Below are 23,467 nucleotides of genomic sequence, written 5' to 3' on the forward strand. Positions count from 1 at the left end.
TAAATAAATTCCATTATCTTAGGTTGATACATAAAAAAATACCGGAATATCCGGTATTTAAATACGATCGCCAATGTCATCCTGCTTCCATTTATTCATTAACGGAACTGTGTGTGAACGAATGTTTTCCACTAATTTCTTAGGATCTTCTTCTGTAAGCAATGGCTCCATATAGCGTTGATGTAGAAAACCTTCCTTAACCATATGTTCAAGCATTTGATAAAAAGGACCATAATAGCCATTCGTATTTAAAAGACCAATTGGTTTATTGTGATACTCTAGTTGATACCACGTGAAAATTTCTGTTAACTCTTCAAGCGTGCCAATCCCACCTGGAAGAGCAAGGAAAGCATCGCCTGACTCATACATTTTAGCTTTCCTTTCATGCATGGTTTCCACAATGATAAGATCGGTTAACTCGATATGACTGACATTATCATAGATTTTTCTTGGAATAATCCCAGTTACTCGACCGCCTTTTTTCAGCACTGTTCTGGCTAGGGCACCCATTAACCCAACATTTCCGCCTCCGTAAATGACTTCAATGTTGTTTTCTGCAAGAACCCCTCCCAATTCTTCTACTGCTTGAAAATAGTTCTGATCAACGTTGTTACTTGAGCCACAAAAAACGGTTATTTTTTTGAGGTCATTCATCATTCCATCCTCCTCTCTATTGCCTACAATAATGCTTTCTTCATGTTGATGTTAGTCGTTTCAAAGCCAAGACGTTCATAAAGCCGAATCGCTTGTTTATTATGAGCAAAAACATGTAGGGACAGTCCAGTTATTCCTTGTTTCGTCAAAAGTCTTTCTAGAACATTTATCGCTTCTGTTCCATAACCTTTTCCTTGTTTATCGTCATTAACTTTAAACTCATAAATGAAAGCTTCCTTTTGCTTACTGTCCGTTTTGACCCACAGGCTTCCTATCTTCTCTTCCGTCGCCTTAACTACAATTTTATAGAGGAAATGGTTTTCCGTATCCCTACCCTCAGGTAGCAAACGATGGAACTCTTGTGTTGATTTCTCCAATGCTTCCCCCGCTTTCCAGTTTCCAGCAGCTACTTTTTCTGTCGCATAGGTTTGAATTGATGTGTCTAGAAATTCCTTATAATCCATTTCACTCATAAGTTCAAGTTTAATCAAAGTTTTCCAGCTCCTCCCTCCTATTATCTTACTATTTCTGCAGTTAGAAAAATAGAGGGATGGCAACCAAAAAAATACCGACTCGTGTCGGTATTTTCATTCGCACTTAGAATGCTTTTGCTTCTGCTAAATCATTTAGTACTTTTCCAATCTTATCATGAATGACAAGATCCGCTACTCTGTCATAACCTGTTTCTTCCTCATTAACGATGACCAGCTTGGCTCCGTTTCGTTTCGCCTCCATAGGAAAAACATTAGCTGGTGCGACTTGAAGAGAAGAGCCGAGAACAATAAAGAGATCCGCTTTTTTTGCTTCAATCTTTGCCTGATGGATTGCATTCAGCGGCAAAGGTTCACCAAAAAGGACAACCCCGGGACGATTAAATCCGCCGCATTTACAGATGAGATCATCATTTAAATACGCATCACTTGAAGCTTTCTCTCCACAATCATCACAGTACATCGTTCTTAACGATCCGTGCATTTCTGCAACATTTTGACTTCCCGCTAACTGATGAAACCCATCAACATTCTGTGTAAGAATCGAACCAACCTTACCGTTTCGTTCCCATTCAGCGAGATGATAATAACCCTGGTGCGGAGAAGTCTCATTCAACTTCTTAATACGCTGTTTATAAAAACGTACAAACATATTTCGTTCGTACTGCATTGCGTCTCTGCTTGCAAGCTGGAGTGGGTCCACCTCGTTCCACATGCCATCAAGCGCAGATCGAAAGTCAGGCAAACCGCTTTCTGTACTCATTCCTGCACCTGTAAGAACGACAGTATGTCTGGACTTCTTAAACAATTCTGTAAGCATCGAATCACCAGCTTTCATTTATCCAATAGTTAACCATTCACATATAATAGCTTTTCTAAACCCAAGGTCGGGATATTTGTTAACTAAAGTTAATCAAATGACTTATTTGTTTACAAAATTGAAGGATTTGTTAATGATTTGTTTGTAAAAAGCGTAATCAATACATGAGCCTTTCTACTTAACATTGAATAACTAAATCAGCAAGAGCTTGTTTCAACGTTGAATATGTGTTTACCTTGTTGAAATTGGTATCCAGTTTTACAACCGAAAGCGCAATTTCTGGTTTGATGCCACTCACTCGAGCTTCAACTCCAACGAGTCTCAGCGCTTCAATAATTTGAAAGAGCTGTTGAATGACATACGTATCCACAATCGGGACACCGGATAGGTCTAGAACAAAGTAATTCAGACGAAGGTGAACACTTTGATTTAGCGACTCTTCCATAATTATTTTCGCTCTATACGTATCAATCATCCCAATCAAAGGCAATACCGCGACGCCATCCATGATCGGAACGACTGGCGCAGATAATTCAAGAATTTCGTTACGTGATTGCTCTAGCAAGTTGGTTTGAAACTCAACGAATGGAACGCTAAAATAATAAACCACAAGGTTCATTACATGATCAAGCTTAGAAATCAGTACGTAAAAGTCCTCCACACCCATTTGCTGCTCCATCGCCACTTCTTTTAAAACCTCGCCTATGTAGGACCGATAGTGAGGGACTTCCCCTAGCATCGAATCAAGAGTTGTTTCCAGGCGAGCACACATCCTACCTGTTTCTAACCCCCACGCTTCAATACTTTTTTCTGCTTCTTCTTCCTCAAGTGCAAGTGCCTTAGCATAGATTGTCACTAATTCAACACGTAAAGGAAAAAGTTGCTCTGTTTTATCTTTGAGCAGAGTAGGATATTTTTTATTTTGTTCCTTCGTAATTTGCATCGCAATGTGCTCTTTTTGCTCCATAATACGTTCACTAACTTGCCATGTAACGCTCATCGTTCAACCCCACTTAGTTTTATGAATAACCTCAATTATTTTATCCTGAGTTTTCCTAATTGTAAAGATTTAACGAATCAAAAAAAGACGATGAGAGATCTCATCGTCTTTTCCTAACTATTTAGTTGCAGGAGCCGTATGATCGGCATTTTCAGCGCCTGATTTCTTTTCTTTTCGTTTTTCTTTCCTTGGCTTTGGATCTTTCGCTACTAGATACTTTTCTTTCTTAAGCGCCTTGTAGAACGAGACGGTCATGAGAATCATTATGACCGAAAACGGTAAGGCTGCTAAAATGAGAACGTTCTGTAACGCCTGTAGGCCACCAGTGTAAAGAAGAACAGCCGCCATGGAAGATTGGATAATCCCCCAAGTTAGCTTAACATTGGAACCTGGATTTAATGAACCGTAAGTGGTTTGCATACCAAGTACAAACGTTGCTGAGTCAGCTGATGTAATAAAGAAAGTACCTATGAGCGTAATCGCTACAATTGATAACACGGTACCCAGTGGGTAATTTTGCAATGTGCCAAACAGCGATTCCTCTGTTGCAAGAGAAGCAATATCAGCAATCCCTTGCTGCTGAAGATTGATAGCTGAGACACCAAACGTTGAAAACCATAAGAAACCAACGATTGAAGGAACAAGAAGTACCCCTACAAGAAACTCACGAATGGTTCTTCCACGTGAAACACGTGCAATGAAGATTCCTACGAATGGTGACCATGAAATCCACCATGCCCAGTAGAAAATCGTCCAGTTGTTAATCCATTCTCTGTTTTCAGGATTCAGTGGCGCAATTCGGAAACTCATTGCCATAAAGTTTGTAATATAAGCACCGATTGTATCAGTAAACATGTTTAAGATGTAAATCGTTGGACCTAGGATAAAGACCGCTAGGAAAAGAACACCTGCAAGTCCTAGGTTTGCATTACTTAAGTATTTGATCCCTTTCCCAATTCCTGACCAGGCTGAGATCATAAACAATACGGTAACAACACCGATAATAATCAGTTGTGAACTAAAGCTATTTGGTATGTCGGTTAAATAAGAGAGACCACCGTTGATTTGAACAGCTCCAAATCCTAGCGTCGTAGCAACACCAACAATCGTAGCAAAGACGGCAAGAACATCAATCACTTTACCTAAGAGACCGTTTACTCGCTCACCAAAGATAGGATACAATGTTGCACTAATCAAACCGGGACGGTCATGTCTGAATTTAAAGTATGCAAGTACGAGCGCGACAATTGCATAAATCGCCCATGCATGAATACCCCAATGAAAATATGAATACTGCATTGCTTCTTTAATAGCAGCGGGTGTTCCTGTTTCTGCAGTCGGTGCATTGACCGCATAGTGAGACATCGGCTCAGCTGTTCCCCAGAACACCAGTCCAATCCCCATTCCAGCACTAAATAGCATGGCAAACCAGCTTAATCTTGTGAATTCTGGTTTTTCATCAGGCTTTCCTAGCTTGATTTTTCCATACGGGGTGAAAATAATAAAGATACAAAAAATAACTAACAGCGTAACAAGGATAAGGTAATACCACCCTAACTTGTTCGAAATAAATGACTGTGCATTTCCTGCCATCGATCCTAATGTATCTGGAGAAATTGCCCCCCAGATAACCATAATTAAACTAATAACCAGCGTGCTCCAAAAAACGGAGGATACTTTTTCCCTCATACACTTCACCTCAACTTAAAATAATTTCTGTTTCCCCTACCGTATAATTTAGTACAATCTTACCTCTACCTATTTATACCACCAGAGAAAATGTCGAAACGCGTAATTTCTAGTACTAAATAACTGCTTGTCTCAATTAGTTGGTAAAACCTGCTGATCTCAAGGGTTTATGAGAAAATAATAAACCGAAAATTTATTTTTTTTGCTTTCGATTATTTGATTTTTTCATTTTTACACTCTTTGATGCAGGTTGTTTTCTGATCCACTTCAAATAGCGACGGATTTGGTCATCCTGCTTCAGCTTTGAAATGGAATCAAGTCTAATCGCTAATTCCTGGTTCGTATATAAAGCATGGATTTGCTTGTGACACGGAATGCAAAGAGATGCAGTTGGTTTATGCGCACCGCCCTCTTCCTTTGGGGTCAAATGATGAATGGTACACGTGACGCCACTTCTTCCACATAATTCACATACATCCATTCTTATATCCTCCAATAGCTAGTGTTTGTTATTTCCTTATACACTATACGGCCAGGTGAAGGCATCCCTATTAAATGCTTAGAATATCTTTAATTTCCTCTTCAGATAAACTGGAAATCATCGTCTCACCAGGCTGAATGACCTTCTCAATGAGTTCTTTTTTCTTTTGTTGAAGTTCATAAATTTTTTCTTCAATCGTTCCCTGGGTAATCAACCTCATCACTTGAACGACCTTTTTCTGTCCAATTCGATGTGCTCGCCCTGCTGCTTGCTCTTCCACAGCAGGATTCCACCAGAGATCATATAGGATGACGGTATCCGCGCCCGTTAAGTTCAAGCCTGTGCCGCCCGCTTTTAATGAGATTAGAAAGATTTCATTCTCTCCCCCATTGAACCGTTCTGTCATTTCAACACGATCTTTCGATGGGGTTTGCCCATCTAAATAGAATACGGAGTAACCAAGATCAGCGAGCTTTTGATGAATGATTTTCAACATGCTAGAAAACTGCGAGAAAATAAGCAGTCGTTTTTCATTATCAATGGATGTTGTCACAATATCCAAGAGCTGCTCAAGCTTTCCAGATTGCCCCTGGTAGTTTTCGACAAAAAGAGACGGATGACAACACAGCTGGCGAAGACGCGTAAGACCAGCTAGAATTTTCATACGGTTCTTTTGAAAACCGTCTCCAGCAAGACTTTCTTTCGTTTCTTGTTGAATGCGATGCAAATACCCGATATACAGCTCTTTCTGCTGTTTCGTTAACTCGGATACTTGAACTGTTTCAATTTTGTCAGGAAGTTCTTTTAGAACATCTTTCTTCACCCGTCTTAAAATAAACGGTTTAACCATTCTTGAGATCCGCTCATGAGGTAAATTTCGAAACGTCGCTTGATCAGGGAAGAAACCTGGCATTATTGAATGGAATAGCGCCCAGAGTTCATCGAGTGAATTTTCGATTGGCGTTCCGCTTAAGGCGAAACGTTTCTTAGCACGAAGCATTCTTATTGCCTGTGACGTTTTAGTTGCCGGATTTTTGATTGCCTGTGCTTCGTCGAGAATAACGGAATCAAACTGAATCGTTTCGTAATGATCAATGTCCTGGCGAAGCGTTGGATAGGAAGTAATCCATACATCCGGCTGAAGTCCCTGACTAAGAAGCTCTTTTCGTTCTGTAGGCGTACCCGTATTTACTTCAATCGTAAGATTAGGCGCAAATTTTTCAAATTCTTTCTTCCAGTTGTAAATAAGCGAAGCTGGGGCAACAACAAGTGCAGTTGCCTCAGGATTATCTTGTTTCTCGGAAAGGAGATACGCAATACTCTGCAACGTCTTCCCTAGCCCCATGTCATCTGCAAGAATGCCTCCAAGGTGATAATGGGCCAAGGCTTTTAACCATTGAAAACCCGTCATCTGGTAAGAACGCAAATCTGCTTCTAAACCAGACGGAAGATCAAATTGCAGATCCTCTGGATGTTTCAATCTTGAAACGAGGTCTCGGAAAGCTTTACTGTAACGTGATCCATGCTTCCCTCCACCCATTCTTTCATCAAGCTGCAATCCACGATAGAGAGGAAGGTGTAGCTCTCCTCGATCGATATCATTTTGTTTAATATTTAGGTCGTCGAATAATTGACTCACATGTTGAAAATCTTCATTTTCCATTGAAACAAAGGTACCATTTGAAAGGCGATAATAGCGGTCTTTTTCAATGACCGCTTTGAGAATATTTGAAATTTCTTCCTCGTTGAGCCCTTTCATGTCAAAGCTAACGTCAAGCCAATTGCCACTATTGTCCATGTCAACGGACGTTACAGGGGCAGATGATTCATCCAACAACCAGGCCCGAGCGGATTCAGTCAGAAAAACAGCCGCAAGGTCATTTAGCTCAGGAATTGTCCAATAAAGAAAATCGAAAATGAGCGCTTCATCTTCAACGTAAAGTTCTTTACCGTTAAATTTCAAAGAAGCCTGTTCAATCAAGGACATAATCGCTTGTTCTTTTTCACTGTCTCTAAGAACAATCCCTTTCTCATTGACAATCCGATTCGTATCTTTAAATGGATTAATCACATCATCACCGTATTCGTACTCTACCGTGACTAGTAATCGGTCTCCTTCTGCATTTACATAAACTTTTGCCTGTAGATCTGGATTGATAATTTTATCATTGATTTGCTCAGAAATAACGACATTTCCAAGTTTCTTTAATCCAGGAACGACTTGAGACAGAAAAGGCTCGATTTGTGCAGAAGAAATCGAAAGTTCACTCTTTCTAGCCGCGTTTCGAAAAGCTGATAGGTCTCTTAATAAGGACTGCTGCTTTTTGGAGAGCTTGTAAAGCTTTTCCTCATGAAATAACCAGCCATATGTAGGGAAGTAGGCTGCGCTTTGAAAACCATTTAACTGAATAACATACTCATTGTCCATCTCATCAATTTCAAATGAAAAAGGCAGGCCACCATCGACAAGTGCAATTTCTTCATAAAGCGTTCGATTGTACTCAAACCGTAATAAGCGATTCTGTTTGACAAACTCAGTAAGAAATTCATTTGCCGTTAATGGAGGTAAAATCAATTCCCGGTTTTCAGTAAACCGCCCCCAATTGTCAGGCAGATCCAAGTAAACCTTTTCGTTCCGTCTAATTGCAAGGAGAATTTGCATAAGAGGCTCATCAGCTTCATGAAACGTATGTTCGTCAGGCTCATAACTGAACTTTTTCGTAAACCAGTACGACTGCTCTTCAAGGACTGCATCGAGAAAGGAACGGATATCTTTCACAACATACAACCGATTAACCCCTACTTTAAGCTCGAGCGTCCATGGTGAATCACCCTGTGATTTACGTAATGTAGGATATGAGCTTGCTTTTAAGGTGAATTCAACCTTTAGCTCATCAGCTCTCGCATTGGAGCGACCCGGTTCCGGTTGATAATCGCTTAACACCTGGATAAGCTGATTCGTTTCAAGATAACTTCGTGGTGATTGAGTTACCTGCGATGATTTCTCGCTTTCTTTTTCTGGTGGACCCTCTTCACTAATCGCAATGAGAACAGCGGCAAGGTGCTTGCATGTCCCATAGGTCTCAAATGCCTGACATTCACAAGATCCAAACCAATTATCACCAAGTAGCTCAATTAACACGCCATAGTCTGAACTGCCGTTTACATAAGCTCGGTAGGATTGATCTTCTTGATCATATGTAAGTTCAGAAACGCGTCCGTTCTGATAATACGTTAGCCCCCTTTGATAGAAGCTGACAGGAAAACGTTCTTTTATTTCACTTTTAGTAAACATCGAAAAATGCTTCATATCCACATCACATCAATTCCAATGGTAGTAGTAACCTTCATTATACAATTTTCCACATCTTCTTCAAAATATTGAGCGACCCAAAAAAGCATAATAGCATATTTTCGAACAAATTCAAAATTGCACTTCTAATTTAAAAGGTTTGGACATGTATTTAAGTAAGAAAGAATATCGGTTATCAGCCACTTTTTCTAAAATGAGTCATCTTCCTACAAGGGCTATGACTAAAGGAGAATGCCGAGCATGTTAGAGATTGCACTTACTCACATCGTTCTAGGCTTATCAATAGCGGCGCCACTTGGACCGATTAATATCGAAATTATGAAGAGGGGCATACATAAAGGATTTTGGTCATCACTTCTCGTTGGGGCTGGAGGGATGAGCGCAGATCTAATTCTTATGTACTTAATGTATTTTGGGATTGCAACGTTTGTAAAGTTAACCGCAGTTCAAATTTCCCTCATGATTCTAGGTGCCATCATTTTAACGGTTTCTGGCATTCAAGGCTTTTTATCACGAGTGAGTTTAGATGAAGAAAACGACAAAGAAGGAGCTGGACTCTTTCATTCTTATCTAACTGGTTTTATGATTGCTGCTTTTAATCCAATGAACCTCTTATTTTGGCTAGGGATCTATGGCTCTGTATTAAGTGTATCACTTCAGCAACCTGACAAATGGCAGGCTTTCTTTTTATCCGCTCTCGTCTTTATTGGAATCGGTCTCTGGAATATTAACCTCTGTATGACCGTCCATTTTGGGAAGTCATTAATGAAACCACGTACGCTGCGCGCGATTAGTGTAACCGCAAGTGTCGTGTTATTATTCTTCGGATTACGATTTGGCTACCTTGCAGCTGAAATGATTTTTGTGGCTTCAAAATAGGGCTGGTTTCTCCAGCCCTATTGGAAGTTTCTTCTCTTAGCTGAAATAAACATAAGCCGCAATTCCTGCTACCGCTAGAACGGTTACACAAAGATAAATGGCTGATATGGTGACGGTCGTATTTTTTGCCTTCTTCCCATACCCTGGATCACTCTTTCCCGCAACCAATAATGTACCAATTAAGATAATAACAAGAAAAATAATAATAAGCGTTGTTGCAATCGTAATCATCCCCATCCCTCCTCACCTCTAATCATACACTGTCCTGATTTTGTAATAAACCTGCAAAACTGTGACATATTTGTTATGATAAAAAACATGTGCAAAATTGCACAATAAATAGAGAAAGAGGAGAGTATCTATGAGGAGAGGAATCTTACTAATGATCATCGCAGCACTATCCATTTTAGCTGCCTGCAGTGGATCCGAAGAAAATGGTGCTGACGAATCGAAAGGGACAGTGACGTTTGGTCTAAACAACTGGGCTGAGAACATTGCTGTATCAAATATGTGGAAAGTCATATTAGAAGAAAAAGGGTATGATATTGAGCTAAAATCAATGGAAAAATCACCAGTATGGGCCGGAGTTTCTCAAGGTGACCTTGATGTAGCCGCTGAAGTTTGGTTACCAACAACGGATAAGCCATTATATGAAGAATACAAAGAGGATGTTGTTTTGCACGATGCCTGGTACGAAGGAACCGGTCTTGGGTTAGTGGTTCCATCTTATATGGATATTTCAAGCATTGATGAACTAAATGACAAAAAAGATGAGCTTGGCTTAGAAGAAATTGTCGGGATCGACCCTGGTGCAAGCTTAATGGAAATGAGTCGAACAGCGCTTAAGGAATACAATTTATCGTATGACCTTGTTGACAGCTCAGGCCCTGCAATGATGAGTGAATTGAAGAAAGCCTATGAAGACGAGGAGCCAATTGTTGTCACACTCTGGAATCCTCACTGGGCTTTTGCAGAATATGACCTCAAGTATCTTGAAGACCCGAAGAAGGTTTACGGTGAAGCAGATGATATCTTCTTCATGACAAGAACAGATTTCAGTGACGAGCACCCTGAAATTGTTGAATGGATGAACAATTGGAAGATGGACGATGATTCTCTTGGTAGTTTAATGGCTACGATCAAAGATGCTGATGATGCTGAAAAAGGTGCTCAGCATTGGGTGGAAGAGAACGAAGAACTCGTCTCAGAATGGACGGAATAGAACGACTCATCTTCGAATTCTTTATCTAGAAGGAAAGGAACCCTCCAAATGTGGAAAGGGTTCCTTTTTGTGATTCTCCCTATGATTGTGAAAGATCATTTACTGCAACGACTTTTCCAATCGTCTTTCCAGATTCAAGGCGAGTATGCGCATCAGCAATGGTAGAAAACGTAAAGCTTTCTTCATCTAAAACCGGTTTTAACACGTTGTGATCCACCATTCGAGCAACGTTTGTTAAGATATCACCATGGTGCTCTCTTCCTTCATTCGTTAGCATAGGAACGAGCATTAACACACCGTGATACGTGGCGCTTTTCACGTAAAGAGGCGTCATATCGTGTTCTCCACTTCCAACGATACAAGCAACTTGGCCTCCGTTCTTTACTGCATGGAACGACTTCTCCATATTATCACCGCCGACAGTATCGAATACAGCATCAAACCCTTTACCGTCTGTATACTGGTTGACATAGTCTTCTACGGACGTTTCTTTATAGTTAATCGCATAATCCGCACCCAACTCTTTACCAATGTTCATTTTCATCGAAGTGGACGCCGTCGTGTAAACGATGGCTCCTAATGATTTTGCTAGCTGAATGGCAATATGACCGACGCCTCCAGTGGCACCATGAATGAGCACTTTCTGGCCAGGTCTTACGTTCATACGATCAACAAGGGCTTCCCATGCGGTGATTGAGACGAGCGGCAGGGCTGCCGCTTCTGACATTGATAATCGTTCAGGCTTTCTAGCTACAAGCTTTTGATCGACAATCATTTGCTCACGTAGGGCTCCGTCAACACCCTTTACACCACCAGCACACGCATACACTTCATCTCCCTTTTGAAAAGGGCTTCCTTCGGATACTTCTTCTACAACTCCCGCAACATCTCCATGGAGAACCGCTGGAAAGGCTGGAGCAAACGCCTCAGCTTGACCTGAACGAACTTTTGTATCAACGGGATTTACACTTGTTGCCTTTACATTAATCTTTATTTCTCCTGGCTTTAAATCTCTTGCAGAAAGTTCTTCTACTTGGAATTTGGAAGGATTCCCGAATTCCTTTATGACAACTGCTTTCATAGTTATACGTCCTCCTTCATTTCTCAATACATCGTATTGTTCTTTCTACATTTCCCTGTTAACTTTCTAAACAAACAGGTATTGTCTGACCAATTTATGACCACACTTCATGATACAGCCGGTCATTATCTTTTCATAACAAAAGATGCTGTCAGATGACCGGCCGTACCAATGCAAGTCATTGAAAGGGCCCTTCTCACATTGTGAGAGGGGCCTGATCGTTTTAATGGCTAGGCGTGGAGAACCTTCCTAGGAGACCGTTAACTTGTTTTACGCTATCATGGATAATTTCCCTTGCTGATTTCGTTGTACTAAGACGAGAACTTTGGCCCGACCAAAGCGACATCCACTCAGGACGTTTCTGGATCGCAGCTTGTTTCCGAATTTCTTTTGTTAACGTATTTAGCGTCGGGTATCCTGGTAAAGACTCTAGACCCGCCATTTTGGTAATAAAGTCATTCTTTATTCCACGTGCGGGCTTGCCACTAAATACTGGCGTTACCACTGTCTGATCTTCTTTACTTGTTAAAATGGCATGTTGATGAAGTGGGTGAGCGCCACTTTCCTGACACGTTACAAACGCTGTGCCCATTTGAACAGCGTCCGCACCGAGAGCGAGCATACTTAGAAGCCCTCTTCCGTCCATTATTCCGCCTGCTGCAATGACAGGAATGTTAACGGCATCAACAGTTTGAGGAATGAGCGAAGCGATTCCTATGAGTGATTCCTCAAAGTCAGCTTGAAACGTCCCTCGGTGACCACCTGCTTCCATTCCCTGCATCACAACCATATCGAGTCCACTCTCTTCATTAATCCTCGCTTCTTCAACCGTCGTAGCCGTTCCCATCACGATTACTTCAGCTGTTTTTAATCGACTTACATCCTCTTTAGAAGGGACACCGAATGTAAAACTGCATACCGGAACGTCTTCATCAATGAGTATCTGAAGCTTATCTTGATAATCCTTTTGAGTTTCTATAAACGATTTTCTCTTCTGTTCTTGGCTAGAAATATTGAGTTCAGTCTCAAAGTGTTGAAGCTTGAATTGCACATTTGCAATACTTTCTTCTGAAGATGGATCGTCCTCTGGAACAAATAGATTAACCGCAAAAGGTTTCGTTGTGAGCATCTTAATGTCAAGTATCGCCTTCTGCATTTGGACAGGGGTCATATATCCAGCCCCTAAACTTCCCAGTCCTCCTGCATTTGAGACAGAAGCCACTAGCTGAGGTGTCGTGACCCCCCCTGCCATACCAGCTTGAATAATAGGATACGTTATCGTTAACATCGATGTAATTGGCGTATCATACCACACGTTGTTCCTCTCCTTCGTTTACACTTTTTATCAAATTTGAAATCACTAGCATGATGAATGCGAAACGCAATTAAATGAGAACTTTTAAAATCGCCATTGGACCGGATCGTCCAATCTTTTCCTTGCCAGTATCTCTAAACCCAGCGCCAAGATAGACTTTCTTCGCAGTAGGGTTATTTTGGTTTACACCCAGGACCACTTCTCGACAATGAGGCAGGTGGGTGTTCATAAATGGTTTTAATTGTTGTAGGGAAGCTTTCGCGATGCCTCGACCTTGGTGTGGAAGATTGATCGAAAATGCTCTTAATAAGACCGCATGAGAACTTTGAGAATAAGCTAAAACATCTGTCCCTTGATCGAGGACAAAAAAACCAACCGGTAGGTCTCCTTCCAATATGGCTACGGGAAACCTTTTATGATCGAGCAAGCATTTTTCATAAGCAGGAACCGGTAATGAAGTAAAAGCGAGCTGCTGTTTATGTAACGTAAATTCCCTTAAAGATTCGATATGATGAGAAGCTACTTTCGTTAGCGATACAGGATCCTTGATTTTTTTCAAACTTGTAACTCCTTTCCACGGTTTTCAACACTTTTCTCCATTCGTGCTCACATAAACATTTCCTTCCTATAGAGAAAATGTTCACAAAAAAAAGCGCCCCGTATGGAGCGCTCCCTCTATTGCTTTTCACGTCTTGCAAAATCGACAAATCGAAACTTATCAAGACGATGACGTGATTCAGTATATTCAATCAAGGTTGTATCATTTAAATAAACATAATTCCGAACCACTACGACATGCTTGTACTCATGTAAGTCCAGATATCGATGATCTTCTTCATCGGCTTCTTCTACAATAATTTCTTTTTTAGCATAGCTAACGGAAAGTCCAAGATCATTTTCTAAATAATCGTAAATGGAATTTTCACAAATGGTTTGTGTCAGCTCCGGAACCCATTTAGCGGTAAAAAAGTCGCGATCTAAGATGATTTTTTCACCATCAATCTCACGCGCACGAATAACGTGCCAAACTTCTGCCCCTTCCTCCAGGTCAAGCTGCTCACGGATCCATTGATCAGGCAACCTTTTTTCAAGATGATGGACAATTGTTCGCGATGTGCGGTTCATTTTTTGTGAGATTTCTTTGAAGCTGACGAGTCCAGATATTGGAAACTCATAGCGATCAAGATCCAGAACAACCGATCCTCTCGCTTTAATCTTTTGAATCATCCCGTTTTGGGAAAGGAGGTTTAGTGCTTTACGAATGGTTTCTCGAGAAGTACCATATGCTTCAGCTAGCTCATGTTCAGAAGGCAATTTGCTATTCGGTTGATACGTACCTTCTAGAATACGTTCAGATAAATCGTTGTAGATTTGTTGATACTTCGTTTGCTTCATATCCTCACCTTGCCTTAGTTAGATGATAAGCAACCGACTCATATGGTCGCAACGTCATTTTCTCAAAGGATGAAGGTGAATCTTCATAGTTTGAAATCAATACCTTTGCGTTATACCCTTTTACGTCTACATGAGCGGGCAGTTCAAACGATGCTTCCGTTTCATAGAAATGATTAATGACAAGTAGCTTTTCATTTTCCCCATTACGTAAATATGCAAACAGTTGAGGATCTTCTGCTAAAAGGAGTTCAAAGTCTCCATAGGTAATGAGATCCACGTTTTTTCTAAGCGAAATCAGCTGTTGATAATGTTCGAAAACGGAATTTCTTTCTTTCAGTGTATCTTCTACGTTAATCGTTTCATAGTTTTTTGCTACGGGAATCCACGGTTCCCCTGTTGTGAAACCGGCATTAGGTTCAGATGTCCATTGCACTGGTGTTCTTGAGTTGTCTCTTGATTTATGGCGTAAAATCTCAAGAACTTCTTCCTCATTATATCCTTTTTCCTCTTTTAAAATCGAGAAAATATTCAATGACTCTACATCACGATAAGAAGAGATTGTATCAAACTTCGGATTTGTCATTCCAATTTCTTCGCCCTGGTAAATATAAGGAGTACCCTGCATCAGGTGCATCGTCGTAGCAAGCATTTTAGCTGATTCTCGTCTGTACTCTCCGTCATTTCCATAGCGTGAAACAATTCTGGGCTGATCATGGTTACACCAAAATAGAGCATTCCACCCGCCGCCTTTGATCATTTCAGTTTGCCAGGTAGAAAGAATCTCTTTAAGCTTCAAGAAATCAAAATCAGCGACAGACCACTTTTCTCCATTAGGATAATCGACTTTTAAATGATGGAAATTGAATGTCATGCTCAGTTCGTTACGTTCAGGATTAGAATAGTTGATGCAGTCTTCAATCGTAGTAGACGACATCTCGCCAACCGTCATGCTGTTATATTTCATAAAGACGTTGCGATTCATTTCATTCATAAATTCATGTGCGCGTGGACCATCCGTATAGAACTTGCGACCATCTCCAGGCGCTACGGAGCCGTCATCATTCGGGAAGTTCTGGTTTTTTGAGATCAAGTTAATGACGTCCAGTCTGAAACCATCTACCCCTTTTTCAAACCAGTAAGTCATCATATCATACACTTCATCACGTACTTTCTCATTTTCCCAATTCAGATCAGCCTGCGTGACATCAAAGAGATGTAAATAATATTGACCCGTTTCCTTATCGAACTGCCAAGCATTGCCGCCAAACTTTGACTGCCAGTTTGTCGGTTCCGCTCCATCAACGCCGTCTTTCCAAATGTAATAATCACGATAAGGATTATCCTTAGATTTGCGAGACTCTACGAACCACTCGTGTTCTGTTGATGTGTGGTTTACGACAATGTCCATAATAATCTTTATATCTCTTGCATGAGCTTCTTTTAGTAGTCGATCAAAGTCTTCCATTGTGCCATACTCTTCATAAATACTAAAATAATCACGTATGTCGTACCCATTATCATTTTGAGGAGAATCATAGATCGGCGTTAACCAAACAACATCTACACCTAGCTCTTTTAAGTAATCAAGCTTTTCTATAATCCCCTGAATATCTCCAGTTCCACTACCCGTCGTATCATTAAAGCTTTTCGGATAAATTTGATAAACAACGGATTTCTTCCACCATGGTTGCATCTGATTCAACTCCTAATTTTAGATTAAATATTCAAAAACAAAGGCGATACCATCGGAGCTACTACGCACCTGATGATATCGCTCCTTTTCTTTACTCGCTTACTTTTCTCACTTTTCCATATAAGAATGTTAAAACAAATGGTACAACAAGTACAATAGCCATACCTGTAAAGAAAGCACCCCAGTATTCTTTAAAAATGGAAAGGAATCCTGGTATACCACCAACACCAATTGATGTTGCTTCAACACCACTTACGGTAATAACAAGACCCGCAACGGCTGATCCAATAATCGCTGCGAAGAAAGGAAATTTAAAGCGTAAGTTTACCCCGAATAACGCAGGCTCTGTTACGCCAAGGAAAGCGGATACGGCTGACGTTCCTGCAAGACCTTTTGTTTTTTCATTACGTGTAATCAACATCATGGCAAGTGCAGCTGCACCCTGCGCAATATTCGATAGGGCAAGCATTGGCCATAAGAACGTGCTGCCCGTACTACCAATTAACTGTAAGTCAACGGCAAGGAACGTATGGTGCATTCCTGTAATAACGAGCGGTGCATACAGTGCACCGTAAACCAGTCCACCAATGGCTGGCGCAAAATCAAACAAGCCAATAAAGCCATCCGTTAAGAGATTCGCAATCCAGAAGGTTACGGGACCTATAAGCGTAAACGCTAGGAAACCAGTAACAAGTAACGCAACAGGAGCTACAATTAGCATTTGAATCGAATCTGGTATTCGCTTATTTAAAAACGTTTCAATTTTCGCTAAGATATAAGCTGATACTAATACGGGTAATACTTGACCTTGATAACCGATTTTTTCAATTTCAAGACCAAATAAGTTCCATGTTGGAATATCCTCTGCCTCTCCATAGGCCCACGCATTTAGTAAGTCAGGATGGACGAGAATGAGACCAAGCACAATACCGAGTAATGGACTTCCCCCAAATTGCTTGGCTGCTGACCAACCAATCAAACCTGGTAGAAAGACGAAAGCTGTATTGGCAATCAGGTTAATAATACTCGCCAAATCCGCCCATTGCGGATACACTTCAACAAGCGGATCACTAAAGAAAATATCTGGTGCTGTGAGAATATTATTAATCCCAAGAAGCAAGCCAGCTGTTACGATTGCAGGCAAAATCGGAATAAAAATGTCGGCTAGTGTCTTCACTCCGCGCTGAAGGATGTTTTGTTTGCTTGCTGCCGCATCCTTTACATCCTGTTTGGACGCGCTTTCAATTTCTGCCAACTCCGCAAAAATCTTAAATACCTTATCAACGGTTCCCTGTCCAATCACAACCTGGAACTGACCATTCGCTGAAAAAGATCCTTTTACAAGTTCATTCTCTTCTAGCGCTTTTGTATCTACTTTATCTTCATCATGTAAAACAAGACGGAGACGAGTCACACAATGTGTTGCAGTTGAAATATTTTCTTTTCCACCAATGGCTTCAAGTATATGCTCAACGGACTCTCGATTAATCGCCATGTTTTCTTCCCCCTTAGAAAAACAGTTAGTTACTTAGAGAGCACGATGAGCAGCGGTACTCTCTAAGGGAATTCTTAAACTTTCACTTTCGTTGTCATAATTTCTGTTTCATTTGAAGCACCTGCTGAATATTTCTTCTCGACATTTTCTAGAGCATCAGCGTTTGTAATGATGACAGGCGTAATCGTGCTTGCCGCTTTTTCTTTCACAAGGTCTAGATCAACAGTAATGAGTGGGTCGCCAACTTTTACTTTGTCGCCTTCTTTCACGTGACCTTCAAAACCTTCGCCGCCCATGCCAACTGTTTCAAGCCCAACATGGATTAAAATTTCCAGGCCAGATTCAGATTCAATTCCAACCGCATGCTTCGTGTGGAAAAATTGAATAACCTTTCCGTTTACTGGTGAGACAACTTTGCCATCTGTCGGTTCAATCGCTACGCCGTCTCCCATCATCTTCTGTGAAAACGTTGGATCTGGTACCGTTTCAAGTTCAACAACCTTACCATTTAACGGAGCATAAATAACCTCTTCTGAAGGTTTTTCTTTTTTACCAAATAGTTTTTTCAACATTGATATCTTCTCCCTTCAACCGCTTTCATTTATTTCATATCTTGTATAGACAAGTTCAACTTACACTTTGTAGTGTATCTTGTATAGACAAGTTAGTCAACTCCAACGCTCATCTTTTTAACCTAAGGGGGAAGGTTAATTCGGTAGGTAAATTCCCTTCACCCCATTTCCTAAACGCTCATGTTTCAATTTGCTTAAAAACGTATACATAAGAAAGAAGGAGTGATGATGACATGGACAAAGAAATGGTTAAAACGTTGTACTTTGATGATGACGGAAAGATTCCGAATAACGTTTTTTATCCGCTTACCCTTTATCGTGGTGTGTTAAAAAATCAAGATGCTATGGATCTCTTTAAGAAGAACAACTGGACAAACGCATGGGAAAATGGCGTCTTTCCATATCACCACTACCACAGCAACACACACGAAGTACTTGGTATTGCAAAAGGGGAAGCTTCGATCACGTTCGGGGGTGAAAAAGGAGAAACGATTCATGTGAAGGAAGGGGACGTGGTTGTCATTCCTGCTGGAGTTGGTCATAAAAGAGAACAAGCTTCCTCCGAATTTCTCGTTGTTGGCGCCTACCCAAATGGACGTCAACACGATCTTAAAACAGGGAAACGTGATGAGCGCCCCACTGTTCTTGAGAACATTCAACATGTACCAATACCAGAAACAGATCCGGTATACGGAGTGGATGGTCCCTTAATACAATCATGGAAAAAGCGGTAATTTTTCCAAAACAAAAGACGCCAGAGGCGTCTTTTTAAGTCGTAGATTCTGATTTCTTAAAACCAGGGACCGTTCTCTCATAAAAAGCCACATTATCGGGATGATGGGCAATACGGCTATCCGCATGGAGGGAATCAATGGATGTCATCTCTTCCTCCGTTAATTGAAAATCAAACACGTCAGCATTTTCTTTAATTCGTTCTTCATTTGATGATTTAACATTTAGGAGTAGATCATGTTGTAAGCACCATCTAATGACAACCTGCGCAGGGGTTTTCCCATAACGATCGCTAATGGCCTGAATAACGGAATGTTCTAGCACCTTTCCTCGCTTTAGTGGAGACCAGGCTTGGGTTCGTATTCCTTTTGAACGGCAATAATCACGCAATTCGCCTTGAATGAGTTCCGGATGAAGTTCAATCTGATTAACGACTGGCGTCACGGTAGAAATACGAGAAATAGCTTCAAGATGATGAGTCTCAAAGTTACTAACACCAATCGCGCAAACTTTCCCTTCATGATAAAGTTTTTCTAAAGCCTGCCAGGTTTCAAGAAATAAGTGCGGTACGGGCCAATGAACTAAGTAAAGATCGAGATAATCAGTACCAAGGCGCTCAAGTGACCGCTCGAATGCAGCTAAGGTAGCGTTATATCCCTGTTCATCATTCCAAACTTTAGAAGTGAGAAAGATTTCCTCTCTCGAAACACCCGAATTCTTTATCGCCATTCCAACAGCTTCTTCATTTTGATAATAAGAAGCTGTATCAATCCCTCGATAACCTGTTTCCAAAGCAACATTAACACCCTTTATTACTTCTTCCTGGCTCATCTTAAAAACTCCGTAGCCCAAATAAGGCATCTTAACGCCATTGGAAAGCACCACTCTCTTTTCGATCCCCATCATAACCTACCTCCTTCTCTCTATTTAATTGCATTAAAACATAAAGCTATAGTTAATTTATTTTTTCAATTTGCTACCTATACCTTATACAAGCTTTCGGTATTCATTAATAAAGAGAGTTGGATCCTTCTTTATGATAAAGGTAACAACCCCACGATTCGTATGAAGGTACAAGAAACCATAAAGTGTTGATTGAAAACGATAAGACATATCGAACACATCTTGAATGGGAAAATGATCTTGACCAACGATAATGCGATCTTCATATAATTCTAAGTCATGTTCCTGCTCTAGCGTTTTCTGCTCGTTTCGTTCTATTTTTCGCGTCACCTTAATAAATGGGTGAGATAAAATAAATTTCAAACTGATCATCCTCATCTTCTTTCATTCTACATATGCTTGCTCTGTTCCTCTTTAGTAAATAGATCAAACGTAGAAAAGGAGCGAACCAGTACTGGCCCGCTCCTTTTTAATCATAACTCGTACATAGCATTTCGCGCTAAAACGAGAAGAGATTTTCTCTTATTTTCCTTCGATTGCTTCAATAATTTTGTTTGCAGCACTTTCACTTGACTGAGGGTTTTGTCCTGTAATCAAATTACCGTCACGAACAGAGAAAACGGACCAGTTATCTGCTAGCTCAAAGTTTGCTCCTTTTTCGCGTAGCTTTGATTCAAGCAAGAAAGGCATTTGCTCAACAAGACCCATTTCTCGTTCCTCTGAATCAGTAAATGCACTTACTTTCTTCCCTTTTACAAGAGGAGTGCCGTCTTTATACGTTACATTCACGAGTCCAGCCGGACCGTGGCAAACAGAGCCGATAATTTTATTTGATTCAGCTTGTTCCTGAAGAATATGCTGAAGAACTTCACTATTTGGGAAGTCAAACATCGTACCATGACCACCTGGTAAGAATACGACATCAAAGTTATTCGCATCTTCTTTTGTTACTTTTGTTGTATTCTTAAGCTGGTTTTGAGCATCTTCCCATTCCTTCGGATCTTCCTCTGGAATACTATTTGGATCAAGTTCAACTTCGCCACCCTGGATCGAAGTTACTTTAATATCATATCCTTTTTCCTTGAAGATGTTGTAAGGGACAGCGAACTCTTCAAGCCATAAACCTGTTTTGTGTTCTGAATCGATTTCTGTATGATTTGTTACGACCATTAATACTTTAGTCATTTGAATTCCTCTCCTTTATCTTCTAAGTACTTTTTGATCACTATGACCACTTTAGTACAATACCCGTTTTTCATAAAAGTATTCATCCTATTGAAGATCCAGAAAGTTTTCTAATATAGCAATTGTGGGATAACAAAAAATAAGTAGAACACATTTAGAAAAACAGCGCTCATGACAATGAGGGTTTTCATCTTTTTTAACTGGACAAGATAGAGAATTAGCCAAAGTGCAAATAGTCCAATTGGAACGAATAGGAATTGGTTGTTGTCAGCTAACTTAAGGACAGCAACGAATTCAAGAATTGAATACGGAACGATAATCACTCCGAGAATAATATTTATAAGGTGTACCCATTTTCGATTAAGCTCTTTCACGAGGCGAGTTTCCCCTTTCCTTCAAACCGTTCTTTTCCATCCTCTTCTATTTTCCGTTTCTTGAGACAAAGAGTCAACGTTCAATCCTCGCAACCCTCCTTTCCATTATGTGGTTGTTTTATACTCATTTCGTCGTATCTTAATAAAAAAACGTCGAATATCTTTTCTTCTAACCGAATGGTTTCACTTGTAATGTAAAATCATTTAAGGAGGAGAAATGATGATTCAAAAAATGAGAAGCATGGTAGTGCTCCTAATCGTAAGCGCTATTTTTGTAGCTACACCTTCCTTTGCTTCAGCGGCATTAGGAGATCGCACGATGCAAGAAGGAAATTCTGGAGAAGATGTTCAAGAACTTCAAGATTATTTAATGACGAAAGGAATGTTTCCCTACCATTCTGCAACAGGTTATTATGGCCCTATTACTGAACATGCTGTGACAGCATTTCAAGAAAATCGAAATTTGAAAGTCGATGGTCTTGCCGGTCCAGAAACCGTCCAAGCGATTCAAGTACTTAGAAGAGGGGATATTGGAAAGCAGGTCATACATATACAAAGTCAGCTTCAGAAAGCTGGCTATGAAAGTCAAGTTGATGGAATCTACGGTTCAGGAACAGTCGCTACTGTCGAGCAGTTTCAGCGTAACAAAGGGCTAACGGCAGATGGTATTGCAGGACCAGCTACGCGAAGAGCGTTAAATCAAATCGCGTCCCCTGGTTCTGCTGCGGGGAAAGAAATAACCGTTGAAAGTACTGCTTATACAGCCGACTGCACAGGTTGTTCTGGGGTTACGAAAATGGGGATTGATCTAGATAAATACCCTGACGCCAAAGTGATTGCTGTGGATCCAAATCAAATCCCTCTAGGTTCTATTGTTGAGGTGGAAGGATACGGCACTGCCATTGCAGCTGACATCGGTGGTGACATCGATCACAATCGAATTGATGTTTTTATTCCCGGTCAACAAGACGCTCTTAACTGGGGTCGTAAAGATGTAACCCTACGCGTCATTGAATAATAATAAAGACAGGTTCTCTAATTAGAGAACCTGTCTTTTTGTTATTCTTGTTATTCATTCGTTGAATGCTTGCCCCGCTGCTGCAGCTTAATTAACCGATACGTATGAGTAAAGATCACTTTTAGCACGGCGTACGTTGGAATTGCAAGAATAAGACCAAGGAAACCTGCAAGACTACTCGCCACTAATAATAATAAAATGATCGTCAGTGGATGAATATCCAGCTTACGTCCCATTACAAGCGGTGAGACTAAATTACTTTCAATTTGTTGAATAACAATCACACCAAGGACAACCCAAAGAGCTGTAAGCGGTGATTCAATTAGTCCGACAATGACACCTGGTGCTGTCCCAATAATTGGCCCAATAAACGGTACGACGTTAAGAAAAAGAGCAATAAGCGCCAGGATCAAAGCATAATCCAGATCAATAATCACATACCAGATATAAACAAATGTTCCAATAAAAACACTCACGATTAGCTGACCTTGAATAAAACCACTTAACGCATCATCCATGTCCTCAAGGATTTTTGCCCCTTCTTTCCGATGCGCCTTTGGAACAATGCGCAGTAATGATGGCATCAATTTCTTTCCATCTTTCAGCATAAAGAACAAAATAAATGGAAGTAAAACAATTCCAACAAGAACATTCGTTACAATGTTAAGAAATGAAAAGATATAGTTTCCAAAAGAAGAGCTAATTTCTCCAATAGACCCAGAAATTCGATCTGTAAATCCTTGTATGTCAATCATTTCACTTTGAAGAATTCGAGCTATGTACGGATTCTTCTGCCAATCGGTAATCGCATTTTGCAAATCATTCACAAGCGTAGGAGCACCCTCGACAAGACTATTAAATTGCTCTACAAGCACAGGTCCAATACTGATAACAAGTCCCGTTACACCACCCGCAAGTGCAAGATAGACGAGAAGAATACCGAGGGGTCTTGGTATCTTCCATTTTTCTAGAATAGCAATGACAGGACGTAAAATGTAATAGAACACACCTGCCGCTATAATTGGAAAGGCTAATGTTGTCACAAGGATGACAAGGGGACGAAAGATAAATTCAATTTTACTGCCAACCCAGATTACTGTAAAAATGAGAAGAAGCCAAATAAAAAACCGAAATAAGCGCGATTGTTGCACTGAG

At 40.6% G+C, this 23,467-nt stretch carries 24 protein-coding genes; 4 read left to right on the top strand and 20 right to left on the bottom strand.

The features are described 5' to 3' along the window. Nucleotides 1-57: 57 nt before the first annotated feature. The 7 genes from LC090_RS14325 to LC090_RS14355 form a co-directional block, all read right to left on the bottom strand. Complete coding sequence (locus tag LC090_RS14325) at nt 58-657, bottom strand: TIGR00730 family Rossman fold protein (RefSeq protein ID WP_226658709.1); 600 nt, start codon at nt 655-657, stop codon at nt 58-60. 20 nt (nt 658-677) lie between these two features. Beyond that, on the bottom strand, nt 678-1,145 hold the full coding sequence (locus LC090_RS14330) for a GNAT family N-acetyltransferase (RefSeq protein WP_226658710.1): 468 nt from the start codon (nt 1,143-1,145) through the stop codon (nt 678-680). A 106-nt stretch (nt 1,146-1,251) separates the two neighbouring features. Beyond that, nucleotides 1,252-1,965, bottom strand: coding sequence for an NAD-dependent deacylase (locus LC090_RS14335; RefSeq protein WP_226658711.1), 714 nt, complete (start codon nt 1,963-1,965; stop codon nt 1,252-1,254). Nucleotides 1,966-2,143: 178 nt separating this feature from the next. Continuing rightward, nucleotides 2,144-2,965: an STAS domain-containing protein gene (locus tag LC090_RS14340; RefSeq protein WP_226658712.1), complete on the bottom strand. Its 822-nt coding sequence runs from the start codon at nt 2,963-2,965 to the stop codon at nt 2,144-2,146. A gap of 117 nt (nt 2,966-3,082) precedes the next feature. After that, complete coding sequence (locus tag LC090_RS14345) at nt 3,083-4,654, bottom strand: glycine betaine uptake BCCT transporter (protein WP_226658713.1); 1,572 nt, start codon at nt 4,652-4,654, stop codon at nt 3,083-3,085. Nucleotides 4,655-4,847: 193 nt separating this feature from the next. Continuing rightward, on the bottom strand, nt 4,848-5,135 hold the full coding sequence (locus tag LC090_RS14350; protein ID WP_226658714.1) for an HNH endonuclease: 288 nt from the start codon (nt 5,133-5,135) through the stop codon (nt 4,848-4,850). Nucleotides 5,136-5,205: 70 nt separating this feature from the next. Continuing rightward, complete coding sequence (locus LC090_RS14355; protein ID WP_226658715.1) at nt 5,206-8,430, bottom strand: DEAD/DEAH box helicase; 3,225 nt, start codon at nt 8,428-8,430, stop codon at nt 5,206-5,208. 258 nt (nt 8,431-8,688) lie between these two features. Here LC090_RS14355 and LC090_RS14360 point away from each other — a divergent pair, with 258 nt between their 5' ends. Further along, entirely contained in the window at nt 8,689-9,327 is a 639-nt protein-coding gene (locus tag LC090_RS14360; RefSeq protein ID WP_226658716.1) for a LysE family translocator, read from the top strand. 36 nt (nt 9,328-9,363) lie between these two features. Here the strand turns inward: LC090_RS14360 and LC090_RS14365 are convergent, their stop codons facing one another. Then, nucleotides 9,364-9,558 (bottom strand): hypothetical protein, encoded by a 195-nt coding sequence (locus tag LC090_RS14365; protein WP_226658717.1) that lies wholly within the window; start codon nt 9,556-9,558, stop codon nt 9,364-9,366. Between the two features lie 130 nt (nt 9,559-9,688). Between LC090_RS14365 and LC090_RS14370 the strand changes: the two genes are divergently transcribed. Beyond that, nucleotides 9,689-10,549 (top strand): glycine betaine ABC transporter substrate-binding protein, encoded by an 861-nt coding sequence (locus LC090_RS14370; protein WP_226658718.1) that lies wholly within the window; start codon nt 9,689-9,691, stop codon nt 10,547-10,549. A 79-nt stretch (nt 10,550-10,628) separates the two neighbouring features. Here LC090_RS14370 and LC090_RS14375 read toward each other — a convergent pair whose 3' ends face one another. The 7 genes from LC090_RS14375 to LC090_RS14405 form a co-directional block, all read right to left on the bottom strand. Next, nucleotides 10,629-11,630: a zinc-dependent alcohol dehydrogenase family protein gene (locus LC090_RS14375; protein WP_226658719.1), complete on the bottom strand. Its 1,002-nt coding sequence runs from the start codon at nt 11,628-11,630 to the stop codon at nt 10,629-10,631. 223 nt (nt 11,631-11,853) lie between these two features. After that, nucleotides 11,854-12,945, bottom strand: coding sequence for an NAD(P)H-dependent flavin oxidoreductase (locus tag LC090_RS14380; RefSeq protein ID WP_226658720.1), 1,092 nt, complete (start codon nt 12,943-12,945; stop codon nt 11,854-11,856). Nucleotides 12,946-13,015: 70 nt separating this feature from the next. Beyond that, nucleotides 13,016-13,504 (bottom strand): GNAT family N-acetyltransferase, encoded by a 489-nt coding sequence (locus tag LC090_RS14385; RefSeq protein WP_226658721.1) that lies wholly within the window; start codon nt 13,502-13,504, stop codon nt 13,016-13,018. Nucleotides 13,505-13,620: 116 nt separating this feature from the next. Further along, nucleotides 13,621-14,340 (bottom strand): trehalose operon repressor, encoded by a 720-nt coding sequence (gene treR / locus LC090_RS14390; protein WP_226658722.1) that lies wholly within the window; start codon nt 14,338-14,340, stop codon nt 13,621-13,623. 4 nt (nt 14,341-14,344) lie between these two features. Then, nucleotides 14,345-16,033, bottom strand: coding sequence for an alpha,alpha-phosphotrehalase (treC, locus tag LC090_RS14395; RefSeq protein ID WP_226658723.1), 1,689 nt, complete (start codon nt 16,031-16,033; stop codon nt 14,345-14,347). Between the two features lie 91 nt (nt 16,034-16,124). Beyond that, complete coding sequence (gene treP, locus LC090_RS14400) at nt 16,125-17,528, bottom strand: PTS system trehalose-specific EIIBC component (protein WP_226658724.1); 1,404 nt, start codon at nt 17,526-17,528, stop codon at nt 16,125-16,127. Between the two features lie 74 nt (nt 17,529-17,602). Further along, nucleotides 17,603-18,100 carry a PTS sugar transporter subunit IIA gene (locus LC090_RS14405; RefSeq protein ID WP_226658725.1) on the bottom strand — a complete coding sequence of 166 codons (498 nt, stop codon included), beginning with the start codon at nt 18,098-18,100 and terminating at the stop codon, nt 17,603-17,605. Nucleotides 18,101-18,333: 233 nt separating this feature from the next. Between LC090_RS14405 and LC090_RS14410 the strand changes: the two genes are divergently transcribed. Next, on the top strand, nt 18,334-18,834 hold the full coding sequence (locus LC090_RS14410; protein WP_226658726.1) for a cupin domain-containing protein: 501 nt from the start codon (nt 18,334-18,336) through the stop codon (nt 18,832-18,834). A gap of 34 nt (nt 18,835-18,868) precedes the next feature. Here LC090_RS14410 and LC090_RS14415 read toward each other — a convergent pair whose 3' ends face one another. The 4 genes from LC090_RS14415 to LC090_RS14430 all read right to left on the bottom strand — a co-directional run bounded on the left by LC090_RS14415 (nt 18,869) and on the right by LC090_RS14430 (nt 21,294). Then, complete coding sequence (locus LC090_RS14415; protein ID WP_226658727.1) at nt 18,869-19,738, bottom strand: aldo/keto reductase; 870 nt, start codon at nt 19,736-19,738, stop codon at nt 18,869-18,871. An 81-nt stretch (nt 19,739-19,819) separates the two neighbouring features. Continuing rightward, nucleotides 19,820-20,098 carry a hypothetical protein gene (locus LC090_RS14420; protein ID WP_226658728.1) on the bottom strand — a complete coding sequence of 93 codons (279 nt, stop codon included), beginning with the start codon at nt 20,096-20,098 and terminating at the stop codon, nt 19,820-19,822. A gap of 159 nt (nt 20,099-20,257) precedes the next feature. Then, nucleotides 20,258-20,920, bottom strand: a complete 663-nt coding sequence (locus LC090_RS14425) for a type 1 glutamine amidotransferase domain-containing protein (RefSeq protein ID WP_226658729.1) — start codon at nt 20,918-20,920, stop codon at nt 20,258-20,260. 110 nt (nt 20,921-21,030) lie between these two features. After that, complete coding sequence (locus LC090_RS14430) at nt 21,031-21,294, bottom strand: hypothetical protein (protein ID WP_226658730.1); 264 nt, start codon at nt 21,292-21,294, stop codon at nt 21,031-21,033. 217 nt (nt 21,295-21,511) lie between these two features. Between LC090_RS14430 and LC090_RS14435 the strand changes: the two genes are divergently transcribed. Continuing rightward, on the top strand, nt 21,512-22,312 hold the full coding sequence (locus tag LC090_RS14435) for a peptidoglycan-binding protein (protein ID WP_425590662.1): 801 nt from the start codon (nt 21,512-21,514) through the stop codon (nt 22,310-22,312). Between the two features lie 50 nt (nt 22,313-22,362). Here the strand turns inward: LC090_RS14435 and LC090_RS14440 are convergent, their stop codons facing one another. Then, complete coding sequence (locus LC090_RS14440) at nt 22,363-23,463, bottom strand: AI-2E family transporter (RefSeq protein WP_226658731.1); 1,101 nt, start codon at nt 23,461-23,463, stop codon at nt 22,363-22,365. Nucleotides 23,464-23,467 lie beyond the last annotated feature (4 nt).

The sequence above is a fragment of the Guptibacillus hwajinpoensis genome (genome assembly GCF_020524165.1).
Lineage (GTDB): Bacteria > Bacillota > Bacilli > Bacillales > Guptibacillaceae > Guptibacillus > Guptibacillus hwajinpoensis_D.